This window comes from Flagellimonas yonaguniensis (assembly GCF_029193885.1).
GTDB classification, from domain to species: domain Bacteria; phylum Bacteroidota; class Bacteroidia; order Flavobacteriales; family Flavobacteriaceae; genus Flagellimonas; species Flagellimonas yonaguniensis.
The window spans coordinates 58,148-78,273 of record NZ_JARFVB010000008.1 but is presented as its reverse complement, the minus strand read 5'-3'; the positions used below and the strand labels follow the sequence as shown (position 1 = coordinate 78,273).

Sequence of the window (20,126 nt, the reverse complement as noted above, 5' to 3'; positions counted from 1 at the left end):
TCACTCAAACAAGTGAACTACCAAGAACGGTACTTTAATATTGAAACTCACTTTTTTGATGACAGGTTCACGGGTCAATCTTTCAAAGAAGGAATGATCCTGATTGATCATGATCACCATATCAATATCCCTATCTTCATCCACCAATTTCTGAATGGTGTTGTTGACGGAAATATCTTTTTCCACTTCCACAAACTCGTAGTTAATGGTTTTAAGTCGTCTTTCCAATGTTTCCCTGGAGGCTTTTTGTGCGGCAGTCAGTTCATCTAAACTACCTACGTGGACAATCCATAATTTGGCATTGAAATTTTCGGCAAGGTCCAATAATGGTTTGAGTTCATAGTTCTCAAAAAGGTGTTCATAACCTGTCGCCAATAACATGGAATCCAATTTTCCATCGGCCTGGTAATCATCCGGAACGGCTATGATAGGACAAAAATCTATCTCATTGATGACTTTGTAGGTGTTACTTCCCATAAAGACTTCTTTCAGCCCAGATGCCCCCTTAGTGCCCATTACCACATAATCTATCTCTTCCTTGTAGACGGTTTTACCAAGGGCATTGACCAAAGTCTCCATAATTGATTTAACTTGAAAGGTATGTTCTGGATTTTTGTCAATTTTTCTGATTTTTTCCAGCTCCCCCTTCAATTCCCGTTCGGATTGCTCCTTGATCAAATTATACAAACGGGTATCGTTGGCTCCCGCCATTTTGGTTGATAGACCTGAAGCACCGACTTGATAGGAGTTCAAGATGAAAAAATCGCAGGGTACATTTTTAAAAAGCGTCAAAGCATAAACTATGGCATTCCAAGCATTATCGGAAAAATCCGTAGGCAATATGATCCGTTTCTTTTTCATCATCTCAACGCTTTAAATTCTGCATTACCATGAAGGGTATTTTTATCTTCAGGCCAAGTAAATCCACCGTTGACCTGTAGAGCATATCCTCAAAAAAGGAATGTCTTGAATTGATCATGACCAACATCCCAACTTCCTTTTTATCAATCTGTTCCAAAATTACCTCAGCTTTATTTTTCACTGGGGCCGTTTCAAAATACAAATAAGGTTTGGTCAAGGTTCCTTCAAGGAATAGCTTGTTGTCCTCTTGTCGAGGGCTCAGCTCTTCAAAATCCGTAATATACAGACAATGTATCTTGGACTTGAATTTACCCGCCAAATCGCCCAAAAGCTTAAGTTCCCTACGCTTATAGGGCAGCAAGTAATCCGTTGGGAAAAGAATGGCCTTAGGTTGCCTGTACTCAAAACCTTCGGGAATGGCCAACACTGGGCATTTAACATACTTGAAAACCTCAATGGTGTAGCTGCCAAATGTGGTCTTGTGATTACTGGTCTCTCCTTTGGTACCCATAATCACAAGATCAATGTTCATTTCATCCACAAAGTCATTTACCCCATCCACAAGACTATCAAAACTTACCACGGTCTCAAAATTGTGCAGTGGGTTAGGCGGTTCTCCCAGTACGGAATTGACCAATTCATCCAATTTCTTCTCGGATAGTTTTCTTTTTTCCTCTTTTAGCTTCTCAATATCTTCCTTGGGTGCGGTTTTATATTCTCCATACACTTCCTCCCCATAGGTATGCATCACAAAAAAACAAGCCCGCTCACATTTGAATAATTCTTGAGCATATTGCAGAGCATGAAGGGCATTCTTTGAAAAATCTGTAGGGATCAATACGGTTTTCATGATATTTACGCTTTTATCAAAGATAAATGGTGTAAACCTTGCAAAAAATGACTTAAGTCAATCGATAATTGGTATCAAATTTTAACATACATGAAGACCCATAATACCTTTTACACTCATTTATTTGTCGTTAACCCCTTCCATATCGACGTTCAGGGGATTCCCATGTTAAACACTTTCATTGAATATTGGTCTAGCTCTATCTTTATTACCCTCTGTTTTTATATAAAAACAGCACCACCAACCACAAAACCAAAATGAAAGTAAAACACATTGTCTACGGCCTATTAGTTGTTGGAGTAGGTGTGCTTATTGCCTACAGAATCAAATCCAATGCGGAAATCGGCAAATCCAGTGGTTCTGGCCCCAGAATCGCCACGGTATCCGGTATGGTCCTACAACCCCAAATTTTCAAGGATAACATCTCCATTTCGGGAACATTGGAACCCGATGAGCAAATAGAGATCAGGAGTGAAGTTTCTGGGATAGTGGAAAGCATTAATTTCAAGGAAGGCAGTAAAGTTTCCCAAGGCCAGGTTTTGGTAAAAGTAAACGATATTGAGCTCCAAGCCCAACTTTCAAAAGCACTTACCGCCAAAAAACTGGCCGCTGAAAACGAAAGAAGGGCGAAACTGCTGCTTGAGAAGCAAGCCATCAGTCAGGAAGAATATGACATTGCCAGTGCCGATTATGCCTCTGCCAATGCAGAAGCCGAACTGATCGCCGCGCAATTGTCCAAAACCAATTTAAAAGCGCCTTTTTCGGGGACCATTGGTTTACGTTCCATTTCCAAAGGAACTTATGTTACCCCAGCAACTGTTATTGCAAAACTCGTGAATACCGATGATTTAAAAATCACATTTTCAGTTCCTGAAAAATACGCTTCCCAAGTACATGTAGGAACCCAATTGAATTTTACCACTTCTGATTCCAAAGAGGAATACGAAGCCACCATTTATGCCATTGATCCTGAAATCGAGGTTACCACAAGAACCTTGAGAGTGCGTGCCATAATGGATAATCGTGGCAAAAACCTATACCCAGGAGGATTTGCCAATGTTATTCTCCCCTTGGAAACCGTAAATGATGCGTTGTTGGTTCCGACCGAGTCCTTGATACCTGTCCAAAACGGAAAAAGGGTTTTCATTACCAACAATGGGGTGGCAAAGGAAATTGATGTACAAACAGGTTCCAGAACAGGGAGTTCCGTTAGGGTCATCTCTGGTTTAAAAGCAGGTGATACCATCATTACCTATGGGGTAATGGCCGTTCAAAACGGCAACCCTGTTCAAGTCAAATTAGAACAAACCAGAACCCAGAACGCGGAATAATGAACCTTTCCACCTTAAGTATTAAAAGACCCGTACTTGCGATAGTGATGAACATTGCCATAGTACTTTTTGGTGCTATCGGATATACGTTTTTGGGCATACGGGAGTATCCCTCCATCGATCCTGCACAAGTTTCGGTACGTACCAATTATTCGGGCGCCAATGCGGACATCATTGAATCACAGATCACAGAGCCTCTGGAAAAAGCAATCAATTCCATTGATGGCATTAGAAACATCAGCTCTTCCAGTGTCCAAGGTTCCAGTTCCATAAGTATTGAATTTAACTTGGACAAAGACTTGGAGGAAGCCGCGAACGATGTTAGGGACAAGGTATCCCAAGCGGTGAGAAGCTTGCCCGATGACCTTGATGCCCCTCCAGTGGTCTCCAAATCGGATTCCAATGCCGAACGGATATTGTCCATGACCATTGAAAGTGACAACGAAAATATTTTAGAACTGTCCGACTATGCCGAAAATGTGATTGCCCAACGATTGGAGACCATTCCAGGGGTAAGTAGCATTCAAATTTGGGGACAACGAAGGTATGCCATGCGGTTATGGATAGACCCTGTACGTTTGGCATCCTACGGATTGACCGTGGCCGATGTTAGGAGTGCGCTTTTGGCGCAAAACATTGAATTGCCATCGGGCAAATTAACAGGAGACAATACCGAACTTACGGTAAAAACCATCGGCAACCTGAATACGGAAGAAGAATTCAACAACATCGTGATTATGGCCGATGGCGAAAAACTGGTCCATCTGAGCGATATTGGAAACGCCTCTTTGGAAGCCGAAAACATGGAGACCAAGATGACCAACCTTGGCCAACCCATGGTGGCAACTGCTATCATACCACAACCCGGCACTAATTATTTGGAAATAGCCGACGCTTTTTATAAAGAATACGAGCAACTCAAAAAGGATCTGCCCGAGGGGTACAAACTCAATATTGTAGTGGACGACACCGTATTTGTGCGTAAAGCAATCACGGAGGTGGCTGAAACCTTGCTCATTTCCATTGTGCTTGTAATTTTGGTTATCTATCTATTTTTTAGGAACTGGTCGATGGCCCTTCGTCCATTGATCGACATTCCCGTTTCCCTTATCGCTACTTTCTTCATCATGTGGTTGTTCGGTTTTTCCATTAATGTGCTAACCCTTTTGGCCATTGTACTGGCCACGGGATTGGTTGTGGATGACGGTATTGTGGTCACTGAAAACATCTATAAGAAAGTAGAAGAAGGCATGAGCCCCATCGAGGCAGCCATAAAAGGTTCCAAAGAGATATTCTTTGCTGTTATCTCCATATCGGTCACTTTGGCGGCAGTTTTCCTGCCCATCATTTTTCTGGAAGGATTCGTAGGAAGGCTCTTTAGGGAATTTGGGGTTGTTTTGAGTTCGGCCGTATTGGTTTCCGCCTTTGTATCACTCTCATTGACCCCGATGTTGAATGCGTATTTGATCAAACCGGGAAAACAAAAACAATCCAAGTTTTATCATGTAACGGAAAAGTTCTTCCAAAGAATGAACGAGTCCTATAAAAAATCCTTGGAAGGCTTTATCGCCAAAAAGTGGTTGAGCATTCCTATTTTGTTCGGTTGTATCGGTGTAATCGTACTGTTTTACATATTGCTACAAAAAGAAACCGCACCTTACGATGATAGAAGCTATGTGAGACTGGTGGTCAATGCCCCGGAAGGTTCATCGTACGAATACATGGAGCGCTACATGGAAGAAATCACGGATTTGGTACTCGACTCCATTCCCGAAAGAAAAGTGGGACTGATTATCACTTCACCGGGTTTTGGGGTTTCATCGGTCAACAGTGGTCGAGCAAGTATCCTATTATCCGACCCCAATGAACGGGAACGATCGCAAGCGGAAATAGCCCAGGATTTTGGCAACTGGGCCAAAAGCTATGTAGGAGGAAAAGCCAGTGTTTTCCAACGCCCTACGATTTCGGTAAACAAACGTGGTGGTGCTCCTTTGCAATTCATTATTCAGGCCAAGAATTTTGAAAAACTTGAAGAACGGATACCCGCATTTATGGCAGAGGCCGAAAAAGACCCTACTTTTTCTTTCGTCGATGTCAACCTAAAGTTCAACAAACCCGAAATATATGTTTCCATAGATCGTGAAAAGGCGGAAAGCCTCGGCGTTTCGGTAAGGGATGTGGCCCAAACACTTCAACTATCCCTTAGTGGGCAACGTTTTGGTTATTTTTTAATGAACGGCAAACAATATCAAGTCATAGGCCAGTTTGACAAACAAGATCGTGACGAACCCATGGACCTTACTTCCATTTTTGTGAAAAACAACGAGAATCAACTCATTCAATTGGATAATTTGGTCACTACTGAAGAACACAGTAGCCCCCCACAATTGTTCCACAACAACAGATATATGTCCGCCACGGTATCGGCCAGCTTGGCGCCTGGAAAAAGTATGGGAGATGGCATCAATGCCATGAACACTATCAAAGAAAAAGTGCTTGATGATACTTTTACCACAGATCTCGGTGGCGAATCCAGGGACTTTGTGGAAAGTAGTTCCAACACGGCATTTGCATTCGGTCTTGCCTTTGTATTGATATTCTTGATTTTAGCAGCGCAATTTGAGAGTTTCATTGATCCGTTCATTATTATTTTGACGGTTCCCTTGGCAGTTGCCGGAGCCATGTTCTCACTATGGCTATTTGGGGAGACCTGGAACATTTTCAGTCAGATCGGGACCATTATGTTGATAGGCCTTGTGACCAAGAACGGAATTTTGATTGTCGAGTTCGCGAATCAACTACAGGAAGAGGACGAGAACATAACCAAAATGCAGGCTATCATGAAAGCTTCTGTATCCAGATTACGCCCTATTCTAATGACTAGTCTAACAGTGGCTTTGGGCGCGCTGCCCATCGCTCTGTCATTGGGTGCCGCTTCCACCAGCAGAACAGGCATGGGAGTTGTAATCATAGGAGGAACCATGTTCTCGTTGGTATTGACCCTATATGTAATCCCGGCTCTTTATCTCATGTGGTCCCGAAAAAAAGTCCAAAGACCCGAATTCAAAACCCTTGAGCTATCTTAGTATGGACATAAAAAACAGAATCAGCTTACTATTATTGATTATAGGCGGTTTAGCAGCATGTAATGCCCAAGAGGTGTTGACCGTCGAGGAAGCCGTAAAAATTGCCCTTGAAAATAATTACCAGATAAAAACGGCCAAGAACGAACTGCGAATGGACGAAATGGGTGTTAGCCCTGGACAAGCGGGAATGCTGCCCCAAGTTACCGCGAGTGTGTTGGACAATAACAGTATTCAAAATTTATCGCAAACCCGGGTAGATGGCTCGGAGGTTGAGCGCGACAACGCCAAGAACAGTAGCCTCAACTACGGAGTGGCTTTGGAATGGACCATTTTTGACGGATTGCGCATGTTTGCCGACCACGAACAACTCAAGGAAACCCAAAAATTGGGCGAAGCGGAACTTAGGCAAACCGTCTTGGGTAAAGTAGGCGAAGTAATGACCACTTACTACGATTTGGTTCAACAACAACAGCAACTTTCCGCCCTGGACAGTACATTACTGATTTCCGAACAACGGGTGGAACTGGCCCAAAACCGTTTTACCATAGGTAAAGCCTCCAAATTGGAAGTACTTAACGCTCAGGTTGACCTGAACACTGACAAAACTGAAATGCAACGACAGCAAGAACTGCACAAGAACACGAAAATCTTGCTCAACGAACAATTGGCACGAGACCTGAAAATTGATTTTAAGGTCATCCCTGAAATATTCGTGGACCAAAATTTGAGCTTGGAAAAACTGGAAAATCAAGTAGTCGAGGAAAACCCAGAATTACAAGCTGAAAAAATAAACAAACGTATCAGTGAACTGGAACTTAAACAGATAAAGGCATCACGATATCCTTCGGTTTATGTGACCACGGGATACAATGTCGGTCGGTCCACTTCTGAACTGGGTTTCAGTACCCGCTCCCAATCGAATGGATTCAACTATGGTTTTGGGGCATCTCTCAACCTATTTGATGGTTTCAACCAGAACCGAAACGAGAAAATCGGCAAGATTGCCTTGGAAAATGCAACATTGGCCATTGCCGAGCAAGAACAAACATTGACTTCCTTGGTCAATACCACCTATCAAACCTATTTGACCAATATTAGCCTGATGGAATTGGAAGAGAAAAATGAGCTGATAGCCAAAGAAAACCTGGATATTACTGTGGAAAAATATAGAATTGGAATCATCCCCACAATCGAATTCCGTACCGCGCAGTTGAACTACATCAATGCCAGGGTCCGTAATAGCAACGCAAAATACCAAGCCAAGGTTTCCGAGATTGTCCTAAAGCAGTTGGCGGGGAGTCTTAAAATATAAAAAGGGCACTTTAAAGTGCCCTTTTTCAATACATCTTGATCAATAGTTTTATTTCCCATTGAACCATATCATCACATAGGCCACAATGGCTATGATAATGATGGAAATGGCAATATCTTTCCAATTGTAGCTGTTTTTGTTCACTTTTCTCTCATCATCTGAAATCGTTGCGTAGGTAAGGTTCTTGATCTTTTCATCTGACGGAGGCGCAGTGGCATAACTCACGACCAAAATCAGAATAATGCAAAACAAGAAGAACCAAGATGCAAAGGACAGGAAGTTCATATCCCCCAAAAGGAACCAGATACTGTCCGGATTCAATGAATCTTTCACCAATTCCAGCACAATTCTCAAGGCACCGACTATGAAACCGACAATCATGGTTACAAATGCTCCTTGCGAATTGATTCGCTTATGGAATATACCCAGTAGGAACACAGCCGTGATCGGAGGGGCTATATAGGACTGAACACTTTGTAGGTATTCGTAAAGAACTCCTGAAATATTGGCCATGATCGGAATCCAGATGATACCGATAATCACCACGATCACTGTGGCAATCTGACCGGTTCTTACCAACTTTTTCTCTGGAGCATTGGGTCTTAGTTTTTTGTAGATATCCACCGTAAACAGCGTGGAACAAGAATTGAATACGGAAGCCAAGGAACTCATCAAAGCGGCCAATAGACCTGCGGCTACCAATCCTCTAAGTCCCGATGGCAATAGATTGCTCATCAAAACAGGAAATGCCTCATCTGGGCTGTCCCAATGTAACTCTCCCCTCATTTTTAAGGTAAGTGCAATTACCCCTGGAATTAGGAACAAGAATACGGGGAACAATTTCAACAAAGCCCCAAAAATAGTCCCTCTCCTACCCTCTTTTATGTTTTTGGCGGTCAAGGCACGTTGCACGATATACTGATCTGTACACCAATACCAAATACCGGTTATGGTACTGGCAATCAATAGCGAAGGCCAAGGGAAATTAGGGTCGGAAGCCGACCTCCACATATTGAGATATTCAGGGGTCACGGTCTGTTTCATACTTTCCCAACCACCTACGTGGTCTAAACCGATAAAGGTTAGAGCTGCAGCACCAATTACCAGAATGATTGCCTGCAACGTTTCGGTATAAACCACTGCTCGCATACCTCCCAGCACTGTATATACTCCGGTAAGTACAACGGTTGCTATGGCACCTGTCCAAAAATCAATGCCAAGAAGTGCGGAGACCACCACTCCTCCTGCATAAATGGTCACAGATATTTTTGTAAGTACGTAGGCAACAATGGAGAATACAGAAAGTATCCATCGTGCTCTTGCATCAAATCGTTTTTCCAAAAACTCGGGCATCGTAAAAACCCCAGCTCTGGCATAAAAAGGCAGGAACACCCAACCAAGAATAAGAACTATCCAAGCCTGTATTTCGTAAATTAGCATGGGCAAACGGTCGCCTGCACCCGCTCCTGCTAGTCCCACAACGTGTTCCGAACCAATGTTCGACGCAAAAATTGAGGCCCCGACCACAAACCAACCTACATTTCTACCTGCCAAGAAATAGTCCTCGGTGTTGTTCTTCTTTTTTCGGATTACCCACAGGGCAATTCCCAAAAGAACCAGAAAGTATATGGATATTGTAATCCAATCAAAAGTATCCAATGTCTTCATATCGGCTGTTTATTTGATTGATAGTTTGAACATGGTCCTTGAGGAATACGCTTCTCCTGGGTTTAATCTTACTGAAGGAAAATCAGCTTGGTTTGGACTATCTGGATAGTGTTGTGTTTCCAAGCAGAAACCTGAACGCTTTGCATAAGTACCTCCCGTTTTTGATGGCAGTGTACCATCTAAAAAGTTTCCACTGTAAAACTGAATCCCAGGTTCATCGGTATACACTTCCAAAAACCTTCCTGTTTCCGGATGATGTGCACTAGCTGCCAAACCTAATTCCTCTTTGGTTTCGTTGAGTACCCAGCAGTGATCATATCCTCCGCCAAGGCCCAATTGCTGGTTATCGACCTCTATCTCCTTACCAATTAATTTAGGCTCCTTAAAATCAAAAGGAGTTCCTGTCACTTCCCTGAACTCGCCCGTTGGAATCAAACCTCCATCAACTGGCAGGTATGTATCGGCATTCAAATAAATTTCATGGTCCAAAACAGGTCTGGAAAGTTGCCCTGACAGATTAAAATAACTGTGCTGCGTTAAGTTTACCACGGTAGGTTTATCGGTAACTGCCTCATATTGAACATCTAGGGCATTGTCATCAGTAAGGGTGTAGGTAACTTTTACATCCAATTTCCCAGGGTAACCTTCTTCTCCATCTTCACTGGTATATATCAACTCCAAAACAGTGCCTTCCGCAGTGTTTTTGGCCACACCGTTCCATACTACCTTATCAAAACCTTTTTCTCCGCCATGTAGGTGGTTGTCCCCATCATTGGTCGCCAAAGTATAAGTTTCCCCGTCCAAGGAAAATTGTCCTTTGGCAATACGGTTTCCATATCTGCCAATGAGCGCTCCAAAGTATGGGTTTCCATCCAAGTATTGGTCCAGATCATCAAACCCAAGTACAATATCCTCATAGTTTCCTTGCTTATTTGGAGCTGTCCAACGGGTTATGATGCCCCCATAGGTAATGACATCCACTTCCATTCCCGCTTCATTTTTCAAAGTGAATTTCTTCACTTTTGTTCCATCGGGCATTTCCCCAAATACAGTTTCGCTGATTGGGTTTTGTTCACTTTCAGTTTTTACGGTTTTCATTTCTGACTGACTTTCTTTTTTGTTTTGCTTACAGCCTGTAACAATAAAGACCAAAAGTAAAACAGTGTACAATAAAGGTTTGGCTATCCTCATCATCATAGTTTTTGTTAGTTAATTACATCCCATGTTGAAACAGATGGTAGTATGCTTCGTTTGCATGGAGCTGATCTTTAAATGCTCTCAGTTTCGTGTCCGAATCTATTACTAAAAGTTCTATTCCGAAAATATCGGCGAAGTCTTCCATGTATTCGGTGGTCAATGCCTGTGTATAAACAGTATGGTGGGCTCCACCAGCATGAATCCACGCAGTGGCAGCGACATCCAAGTTTGGTTTTGCATCCCAAAGCACACGTGCCACGGGCAATTTCGGTAAGTCGGCCATGGGTTCCACTGCTTCAACTTCGTTCACGATCAAACGGAACCTGTTGCCCATATCGATCAGGGAAGCATTCAATGCATTACCTGCAGGGGAATCAAAAACCAACCGAACAGGGTCTTCTTTGCCGCCAATACCCAATGGATGTACTTCGCATGATGGTTTAGCATTTGCTATGGAAGGACAAATCTCCAACATGTGGGATCCCAAAACATAATCTTTTTGAGGTGTGAAGTGATAGGTATAATCTTCCATAAAAGACGTTCCTCCTTCCAAACCTTTGGCCATCACTTTCATGGTTCTGGTCAGCGCAGCGGTTTTCCAATCACCTTCGCCTCCAAAACCATAGCCATCGGCCATCAGGCGTTGCACTGCCAGACCGGGCAATTGTTTCAATGCCCCCAAGTTTTCAAAAGTATCCGTGAATGCTTTGAATCCACCTTCATCCAAAAACGTTCTGAGTCCCAATTCTATTCTAGCGGAATCTATCAAGGATTGGCGCTGTGCACCATTTTTCCGAAGGGATTCTGATAAATTGTAACTCGCTTCGTATTCCTCAATCAGTTGATCAACGGCTTTTTGTTCCAATCCATCAATAATGTTGGTTATGTCCGATGAATCGTAACCGTTTACGGCTACCCCAAAACGCATTTGCGCCGCAACTTTATCCCCTTCGGTAACGGCAACCTCGCGCATGTTGTCCCCGATACGGGCAACTTTCATGTGTCTTAATTCATCAGCGCCCAAAGCTGTTCTTGCCCAAACGGACAATTTATTCTGAACTCTTTCTTCTTTCCAATGACCTACGACTACTTTGCGGTTTTTACGCATTCTGGACATCATAAAACCAAACTCACGGTCTCCGTGTGCCGATTGGTTCAGGTTCATAAAATCCATATCAATGCTATCCCAAGGAATCTCTGCGTTGAACTGTGTGTGCAGATGGCACAATGGTTTGCTTAAAATCTTGAGGCCTGCAATCCACATTTTTGCTGGAGAGAACGTGTGCATCCATGTGACTATCCCGATACAAGATGGTTCGTTGCTGGCTTCGCGACAAACCGCTGTTATTTCTTGTGGTGTGGTTACAATGGGTTTAAAAACCAAGGTAACCGGTAATTTCCCAGCTGCATTCAATCCATCAACGATATCTTTTGAATTGCTGGCCACTTGTTTCAAAGTCTCTGGTCCGTACAAATGTTGACTACCTGTTACAAACCAGATTTCTTTTTCGGATATTCTCATTTACTGTAGTTTATTTATTGACCGTAATAGGCATTTTTACCATGCTTACGCTCGTAATGTTTTTTTATTAATGAATCTTTCAATCTAGGTGCCTGTGGATTGATTTGCAAAGTCAAGTAGGCCATTTGGGCCACTGTTTCCAATACTTTGGTGTTGTAAACTGCTTTAGCTGCACTTTTACCCCAAGCAAACGGGCCATGGTTACCAATCAGTACCATTTCGACTTCGTTGTAGTCCAAATTTCGTTCCTTGAAGCAATCCAAAATTTGAATCCCTGTATTGTGCTCATAATTTCCTTCGATAAGTTCGTCTGCCATAGGTGGTGCACAAGGAATATCTTGCGTTAGGTGATCCGCATGTGTGGTTCCAAAAATAGGGATGTCCATTTGGGCCTGTGCCCACGAAACGGAATACATGGCGTGTGTATGCGCCACTCCTCCAATATTTTCCCAGTTTTTGTACAGATAACTGTGTGTTTTGGTGTCGGATGACGGTCTCATGCTGCCTTCGACCACCTTGTTATCGTAATCCATGATGACGATATCCTCAGGTTTGAGTGTTTCATAGGGTACTCCACTGGGTTTAATACCAAAAACCGCATTGTCCCTATCCACAGCACTCACATTACCGAAGGTATAGATGACCAGACCCAAGGTATTGAGTTCCATGTTTGCTTCGTAGCATTCTTCTTTGAGCGATTTATATTTTGAGCTCATCTTTTATATGTTTTTGTTCGTCTGTTGTTCGACAAAGCTTCCAAGCTGTTTATACTCTTCCAAAAGTTGGGCATACACTTCCACTTGGGAGGATTGCGGGAAATATTCAGCTTCAAAATCACTTCCCATTACTTTACTGGCCTCGATTACATTTTCGTAGATTCCCGAAGCAACGGCCGCATATATTGCAGCTCCCAGAGCAGGGGCCTGGTCTGATTCTGCCACTTTGATAGGCATGTTCAGTACATTGGCCAATGTCTGCATGATGAAAGGCGATTTACGGGCCACGCCACCAATACCGATTACGGTCTCGATTTTTACGCCTTCTTCTTCAAAACGGTCCACGATCATTTTGGCGCCAAAACAAATGGCATTTACCAAGGATTTAAAAATATGGGGGGCCTTGGTACCCAGTGAGATACCGGAAATGGCACTTTTCAATTCTTGATTGGCATCCGGGGTTCTTCTTCCATTTACCCAATCCAATGCGACTGGTATTGATTCGGACAAGGGAATCGCTTCGGCCTGTTCGGCCAGGGAGCGAATAAACTTTGATTCCACCTCAGCTTTAAGCTCGGCCTTTTGTTCCTCAGATAAAACTTTGGAGTTTAAAACCAGGTTGTCCAATGGCCATTGCAATACACTTTTGAACCATGCCAATACATCTCCAAAAGCGGATTGGCCTGCTTCCAAACCGACCATACTGGGGATTACGGAACCATCAACTTGCCCACATATCCCTTTAACCGTTTTATTACCTACCGCTTCGTTGGAAGATACCATAATGTCACAAGTGGAGGTTCCCATTACCCGAACCAATGCATGGTGATCCACTTTGGCACCAACAGCACCTGCATGGGCATCAAAAGTGCCCACAGCAATTACCGTATCCGTGGTAAGGCCTAATTTGCCCGCCCACTCTTTATTTAAATGACCGGCAATCTCGTTGGAAGTATATGTCTCTTCATACAAATCATCTCGAAGTGATGCCAAGTAAGGGTCTAATTTGGATAAAAATTCCTTGTCAGGTAGTCCGCCCCAGCTATCATGCCACATGGCTTTATGACCTGCGGCACATCGACTTCTTTTAAATGCTTTTAAATCTTTCTCGTCCGCCAACAGATACGTAATGAAATCGCAATGTTCCATCCAGGTATGGGTGGCATCGATTACATTCTTGTCTTCTCTGGCCACATGTAGAATTTTGGCCCAGAACCATTCGGAAGAATAGATCCCTCCTTCATATTTGGTATAATCCTCTCCGCCCCAGCTTCTCGACAACTCATTGATCTCGTTCGCCTCTTTTACAGCGGTATGGTCTTTCCAAAGCACCATCATGGCATTCGGATTTTCTTCAAAACTTTCTACGCAGGCCAATGCTGTTCCATCTTGTGTCACTGGCATGGGGGAAGATCCCGTAGTGTCTATACAAATACCCTTCACTGTTTCTGGAGACACTCCACTTTGTTTCATCACAGAAGATATGGTATGCTCCAATCCTTCTATATGATCCAAGGGATGTTGACGAAACTGGTTGATTGCTGGATCACAAAATTTTTGTGCTTTCCATCTGGGGTACCAGAATACTTCGGAGGCTAATTCCGCCCCGTTTTGAGAATCGATCATTACCGCTCTTACCGAGTCGGAACCATAATCGAGTCCTATTACATATTTTTTCATTGCTCCTTTTCTATCTTCAATTCATTTTCTATTTCGTGCGCGAAACAATATGGTTTCCTATAGCTTTACTTTGTAAACACAAAATGCTTGAGCTGGAATGGCAATTTCCAAAGTATTGCCCTCTACAGATGCCGTACTTTCTTTTGGACTGATTTTCAAGGGGTTTTCAAATGAATTTTCCGCTTCCAAATCGTCCATTGCCATGGTCAACACTTCAACAACTTCTTGAGTAGTACCACCTTCCATTGCAATGGAAAGGTTTTGTCCCGCTTCTGATGTATTGACCACCTTAATGATCAATTTATTGGTATCCGCATCCTTTACTGCTGTGGCATAAAGTCCACCTGCTCCAATGATTATTTCTCCATTCTCCGTAATCTTCAAAAGGTCGGTTCCCGGATTGGTGGAATACATTTTTTGCACCTGATAGTTGGGTGTCCCGAATGATTCCAGATTATTGAACCAAATCATGTCCGGGGTCCATTGCCAACCATCAGTATGGGCCATCAAAGGCGCATAGGATGTTAAATGAACTACTTCGGCATTTCTCTCTAAACCGGTCATGAATGCCGCCTCGGAAAGTGCCGCATTCCAGTTGTTTTTATTCTCTGGGCTCGCTATGGCCACGGTCTGGGCCGCATACTCGCCAGCAAACACTTTAGGTCCGTTTCTATCGTAGCTGTCATAACGGTCTGCATTCTCACGAAACCATTTTGGTGGTTTGTAGTAATGTTCGTCTACGATTTCGGCATTCATTTGCTTCAACTGTTCCCAGCCGTATTCAAAATAATCGCCTTCTGGGAAAGGGCCACTACCTGAAACAATGATGATTTCTGGATATTTGGATTTGATAGCTTCCTCAAACACCTTATACCTTTCGATGTAAGCAGGGCCCCACTGCTCGTTTCCAATTCCAATGTATTTCATATTGAAGGGTTCCGGGTGGCCCATATCAGCGCGTACCTGACCCCAAGCAGTGTTCGTGTCTCCGTTGGCAAATTGAATCAAATCCAATGCATCTTGTACATAAGGGTCCAACTCGTCCATGGGCACCAATTCCCCCGTATTAAACTGGCAAGCAATACCACACCCCAAAATGGGAAGGGGCTCTGCTCCCATATCTTCAGAAAGCTGGAAGTATTCAAAGAACCCAAGACCAAAACTTTGGTAATAATCCGGTGTGGGTCGGTGGGAGAATTCCGTGTTCCAACGGTTTACCAATATTTCCCTGTTTTCAATGTCACCAACAGTTTTTTTCCATTGATATCTTCTTGCCAAGGTTCTGCCTTCCACAATGCATCCGCCTGGGAAACGAAGGAATCCCGGTTTCAAATCGTCCAACAGTTGAACCAAATCTTTACGAAGTCCTTTTTTTCGGCCTTTCCAAGTATCTTGCGGGAAAAGGGAGATCATATCCAGATCGATCTCTCCTTCTCCTTCGAAAGTGATCTTGACTTTGGCTTTCATTTCTGATTTGCTGGTGGTAAAAGTGGACTCGTAGGTTTTCCAAAAATCAGCATCGGGACCAATAGAGGTCTCCCCCAACACATTATCAAGGGAATCAATCACTTGAAGCTTGATTTTTTGAATATCGCCTGAGCGTTTAGCGGCTTTTATCGAGAAATCATATTGGGCGCCTTCTTTGACTCCCATTCCTCGAAAACCTTCGTTGATCAAGACATACCCTTCATCGTTTTTTACCTCTACGCGGGCAAAATTATGGTTGGCCCCTTCTTCGGAATATTTGACCACGGATAGGATTCCTGAATCATCATTATAGGAATGTCTGTCACTATTGGGCTCAATCCAGCCCGTTTTGGGCAAAGTAAACTCAAAAGAGCGGTTCTTGATCATTTCGGCATACAAACCGCCATCTGCGGCAAAGTTGATGTCCTCAAAAAAAATTCCATACATAGTAGGCTGAATTTTTATGCCTGTATCTTCCAAGCTCACCACCAACTCCCGATTCGTTTTAGCTACGTTATCATCAGCTTTGGTTTCCCCTTGATTTTTACAGCTATAAAAACCTGAGACCAAAACCAGTACTAAAAACAGTATTCTAGTCATTTCCTTTTGTGTTGTTAGGGTGGTACATTCTATTTTTCTTGTACTGGCAACCAAACCTTCATTTTTCCAATACCCCTATTGGACCATGTATAATATGGTATTGCAGTCAATTTTTCGTTTGATATCGTATTGACCCCTTCCAATAATTCGGCCTGCATCTCCACCTTGAATTCTTCATTTGCCGTTAGTTGGATAGCATCAAAAGTGCCTTTGTTGTCAATTTCCTCTACCGCATACACTATGGGCCCGTACCCGAGGGACATTTTATCCTTATCCTCCTCTACTTTTGGATTCGCAATCACTTTTCTGACAGACATTGGAAACTCCAGTTTTACCTCATCACCTGGTTCCCATGTTCTGGTCACTGTGAAGTAGCCATTATTGGCAACCACATCAAGTTCCTCTCCATTTAGGCTAAGCTTATTGCTTGTTTCATCTTTGGATGCATACTGATACAAATCCCCTGGCAAAACGACATTCCTAGACCATCCTGGTATTCTGAATTTGATGGTGAACTCTCCCTTCTGTTTTGGATTTACTGTGAATTTTACCTTCCCGTCCCATGGGTAAGATGTGTTTTGAGTGACCAAAACATCTTGATCTTTCAATTCCACATTTGCCTCATTGCTTGCATAAAGATTTGCATAGAGCGTGTTTCCCGTTTTGGAATAAATCAAACCGGGCATAGCGGGAATAAAACGAATCACATTGGTAGGGCAGCAAGAGCAATCAAACCAATCTTTTCGGGTACATGCCCCTTGATTGAATTTATACACCCCATCCGATTCCAATGCATTGGGATAAAAGAATTGTTGACCATCCAAGGACAATCCAGAAATCAACCCATTGTAGAGAGTTCTTTCGATGACATCAAAGTATTTCACATCTCCCGTAAGGTTGTGCAACCTATGGTTCCAATATACGTTGCCAATGGATGCACATGTTTCATTATAGGCAGTTAAGTTGGGTAACTCATAGTTTTCCCCGAATGCTTCTCCATCGTGTTTGGCACCTATGCCACCTGTCACGTACATTTTTTTATTTACCATATTGTCCCATAGGGTATTCACGGCATCAAGGTAAGCGGTATCTTTTTGAATGGCAGCAATATCCGTCATGGCGGCATACATGTAAACTGCCCTTACAGCGTGCCCAACGACCTCATCCTGTGCCACAACGGGCAAATGATCTTGGGAATAAGCCCCGAACAATTCATGGTTTTCAGGATTTCCCCTGTTGTCCAAAAAGTATTTGGAGAGTTTTAGATAGTCCTCTTTTCCTGTAATCTGATACAATTTGATGAGTCCAGTCTCTATGATCTGGTGTCCAGGAACAGCATTGATTTTACCTTCGCCATCGCCGAAGGTCTCTACCATTAAGTCGGCATTTTGGATGGCAATGTCCAAAAAGTTTCTTTTTCCCGTTGCTTTGTAGTGCACGGCCGCAGCTTCGTACAAATGCCCTGCGTTATAGAGTTCGTGACTCATAAAAAGACCATCCCAACGCTTTCCTTCCTTTACCTCCACCCATGAGGCTGGGGGTTTTGCCGGATTTATGGTTCTCCAAGTGGTCAAATAACCATCTGACTCTTGCCCCACTTTAATAATGGACACCAAGGAATCCACCAAGGTTTCCAATTTAGGGTTTGGGGCACTGATCAAGGAATTGGAAGCCCCCTCAATGATTTTATAGACATCGGTATCATCAAAAGGCATTTCCCCTTTTACCTCGCCTTCCATTTCCCCACCAGCAATCAAGAAATTATCAAAACGGCCTTCTTCCTCGCATTTGGCCAAAGCATATTCAATGGTTTTTTCTTGAACCCGCTGTATTATTGGTAACCAAAATTCATCTTTGAGTTTTACGTTCTGAATGTTCACAGGCTCAATCACATAGCCTGTTTGGTTTTCCCCATTCACTTCCTCTCCGTTTTTTTCTTCCTTCTTGCAATGGATGAAAACTCCCAAGGAAATCAACAATACTATGTATTTAAACGGTTTCATCTAGTTTGGTTTAGTTGGATTTATATAGTGTGGTTCGCCTATCCTTTAGATTTCCCTCTTGGTAAAAACAAGAATTGAAGAGAGAATAAGGCATTTACTTTTTTCTAGTTTGATTTATTTTCCGGTAAGTACCATGACAGAAAATGGCGGAACTTCCACTTCGAGTATACCTTTTCGGAACTTTACCTTCTTTAGCTCTTTTGGTGTAATTTTTTCGGGTTCGTCAAAGGTGTTGTGATTCTGTAAATCATCGGAGGACAAAATGGTTCCTGAAAAATCCTTGATATCCATATTACCAAGGTTCAGCTTTACCGTATGCGATTTATGAGCATCGATATTCACCAATGAAACATTGACTTCGCCAGCTTCTGTTTTGGATGCCGATATGGAAACAGCAGGCAATTCCTCGCCTTCAAATTCATATAATGGCGATTCGAACTCCACCGACAGCAACTTTGCATCCTGGTGCACATTGTACATTTTCATCACATGATAAGTAGGTGTCAACAACATTTTCTCATCTTCCGTTAAAACAACAGCTTGCAGTACATTTACGGTTTGAGCTAGATTGGCCATCTTTACCCTTCTTGCGTGATTGTTGAATATATTCAAACTGGTGCCGGCAATCATCGCATCCCGCATAGTATTCTGTTGGTACAGAAACCCGGGATTGGTATCTTCCATAACATCGTACCATCCCCCCCATTCATCAACTACTAGGGCAATGGTATTGTCGGGGTCGTATTTATCCATGATAGCGGAATGTTTGGTAACCAAGGTGTCCATTTTCAAGGCTGTTTTCATAGTGGAAAAGTACTCTTCCTCGCTATAATCGATGGATGAACCTTTTTCGTTCCATTCCACAAACGAATAGGAGTGCAAAGCTACCCCTTCGATTAGGTGTTTTGGGATATCCCTCATCAAAACTTCGGTCCAGTGGTAGTCGTCCACATTGGCACCAGATGCTATTCGGAAAATACCATCGCTATTGGTCCAATCTGTCATAAATGTTGCGTATTGACGATAAATATTGGCATAGTGTTCAGCGGTCATATTTCCACCGCAGCCCCACATTTCGTTTCCAACGCCCCAATATTTCACAGTCCAAGGTTCCTCCCTACCGTTTTCCTTACGCCATTCGGCCATGGGACTTCCTCCTTGATGAAGTACATACTCCACATATTCAGTAAACTCCTTTACGGTACTACTCCCCACATTCGCTGCCAAATAAGGTTCGGCATTCAGGGTTTCACAAAGGTTAAGAAAGTCATGGGTTCCAAAACTATTGTCTTCGGTCACCCCACCCCACCATCGGTTTATCATGGTCGGTCTTTCGCTTTTTGGCCCTACACCATCTTTCCAGTGGTAAGTATCGGCAAAACAACCTCCCGGCCATCTTAGATTTGGAATTTTAAGCTCTTTCAGGGCTTCAATAATATCATTTCTTACCCCGGCCGTATTGGGAACCATACTTTCCTCTCCAACGTAGAGTCCACCATAGATACATCTTCCCAAGTGTTCGGAAAAATGTCCGTAAATGTGTTTACTGATTAAAGGGGCTTCCGCATCTTCGTTTACAGTTACTTGAACCGGTTCTTGCGCAGAAATCGCGACTGAACACAAAAAGACCAATACGACCGTTGAATAGTTAAAAATTTTCATGTGCATTTGGTTAAAAAAGACCACGACCAAAATCGTGGTCTTTAAAAATTACTAAACTTAAACTAACTCAAATATTATCAGCAACATAGTGTTTCAAAATATTAAAGTGTTGTTTTTACATTTATAAATGTAGCAAAAGTTTCTCCTTTTAAGCAAATTAAAATACTAATT

The 20,126-nt window shown here is 42.9% G+C and carries 13 protein-coding genes; 3 read left to right on the top strand and 10 right to left on the bottom strand.

From position 1 onward, the window contains the following. Together PY092_RS13245 and PY092_RS13240 are read right to left on the bottom strand one after the other, a co-directional pair. Positions 1–864 carry a universal stress protein gene (locus PY092_RS13245; protein WP_275616279.1) on the bottom strand — a complete coding sequence of 288 codons (864 nt, stop codon included), beginning with the start codon at positions 862–864 and terminating at the stop codon, positions 1–3. A 1-nt stretch (position 865) separates the two neighbouring features. Further along, the gene (locus tag PY092_RS13240) at positions 866–1,711 is read right to left on the bottom strand and encodes a universal stress protein (RefSeq protein ID WP_275616278.1); all 846 of its coding nucleotides are present in this window, start codon (positions 1,709–1,711) and stop codon (positions 866–868) included. Between the two features lie 257 nt (positions 1,712–1,968). On the opposite strand from PY092_RS13240, the gene PY092_RS13235 reads away from it, so the two are divergent. The 3 genes from PY092_RS13235 to PY092_RS13225 are packed head-to-tail and all read left to right on the top strand — an operon-like array spanning position 1,969 to position 7,440. Continuing rightward, a complete protein-coding gene (locus PY092_RS13235) occupies positions 1,969–3,042 on the top strand; it encodes an efflux RND transporter periplasmic adaptor subunit (RefSeq protein WP_275616277.1) in 1,074 nt (357 codons plus the stop codon). Continuing rightward, entirely contained in the window at positions 3,042–6,128 is a 3,087-nt protein-coding gene (locus tag PY092_RS13230) for an efflux RND transporter permease subunit (protein WP_275616276.1), read from the top strand. The genes PY092_RS13235 and PY092_RS13230 overlap by 1 nt, the downstream gene beginning before the upstream one ends. A gap of 1 nt (position 6,129) precedes the next feature. Next, positions 6,130–7,440, top strand: coding sequence for a TolC family protein (locus PY092_RS13225; RefSeq protein WP_275616275.1), 1,311 nt, complete (start codon positions 6,130–6,132; stop codon positions 7,438–7,440). A gap of 48 nt (positions 7,441–7,488) precedes the next feature. Here the strand turns inward: PY092_RS13225 and PY092_RS13220 are convergent, their stop codons facing one another. From PY092_RS13220 to PY092_RS13185, 8 genes are all read right to left on the bottom strand, one after another. Continuing rightward, on the bottom strand, positions 7,489–9,108 hold the full coding sequence (locus PY092_RS13220; RefSeq protein ID WP_275616274.1) for a sodium:solute symporter: 1,620 nt from the start codon (positions 9,106–9,108) through the stop codon (positions 7,489–7,491). Positions 9,109–9,117: 9 nt separating this feature from the next. After that, complete coding sequence (locus PY092_RS13215; RefSeq protein WP_275616327.1) at positions 9,118–10,302, bottom strand: aldose epimerase family protein; 1,185 nt, start codon at positions 10,300–10,302, stop codon at positions 9,118–9,120. A 19-nt stretch (positions 10,303–10,321) separates the two neighbouring features. Continuing rightward, positions 10,322–11,827, bottom strand: a complete 1,506-nt coding sequence (gene araA / locus PY092_RS13210; RefSeq protein ID WP_275616273.1) for an L-arabinose isomerase — start codon at positions 11,825–11,827, stop codon at positions 10,322–10,324. A gap of 14 nt (positions 11,828–11,841) precedes the next feature. Further along, complete coding sequence (locus PY092_RS13205) at positions 11,842–12,543, bottom strand: L-ribulose-5-phosphate 4-epimerase (RefSeq protein WP_275616272.1); 702 nt, start codon at positions 12,541–12,543, stop codon at positions 11,842–11,844. Between the two features lie 3 nt (positions 12,544–12,546). Beyond that, positions 12,547–14,223, bottom strand: a complete 1,677-nt coding sequence (locus PY092_RS13200; RefSeq protein ID WP_275616271.1) for a ribulokinase — start codon at positions 14,221–14,223, stop codon at positions 12,547–12,549. 57 nt (positions 14,224–14,280) lie between these two features. Beyond that, a complete protein-coding gene (locus tag PY092_RS13195; RefSeq protein WP_275616270.1) occupies positions 14,281–16,290 on the bottom strand; it encodes an alpha-L-arabinofuranosidase C-terminal domain-containing protein in 2,010 nt (669 codons plus the stop codon). 29 nt (positions 16,291–16,319) lie between these two features. After that, positions 16,320–18,293: a glycoside hydrolase family 127 protein gene (locus PY092_RS13190; protein ID WP_275616269.1), complete on the bottom strand. Its 1,974-nt coding sequence runs from the start codon at positions 18,291–18,293 to the stop codon at positions 16,320–16,322. Positions 18,294–18,407: 114 nt separating this feature from the next. Further along, positions 18,408–19,955 (bottom strand): alpha-N-arabinofuranosidase, encoded by a 1,548-nt coding sequence (locus PY092_RS13185; protein ID WP_275616268.1) that lies wholly within the window; start codon positions 19,953–19,955, stop codon positions 18,408–18,410. Positions 19,956–20,126: the final 171 nt, after the last annotated feature.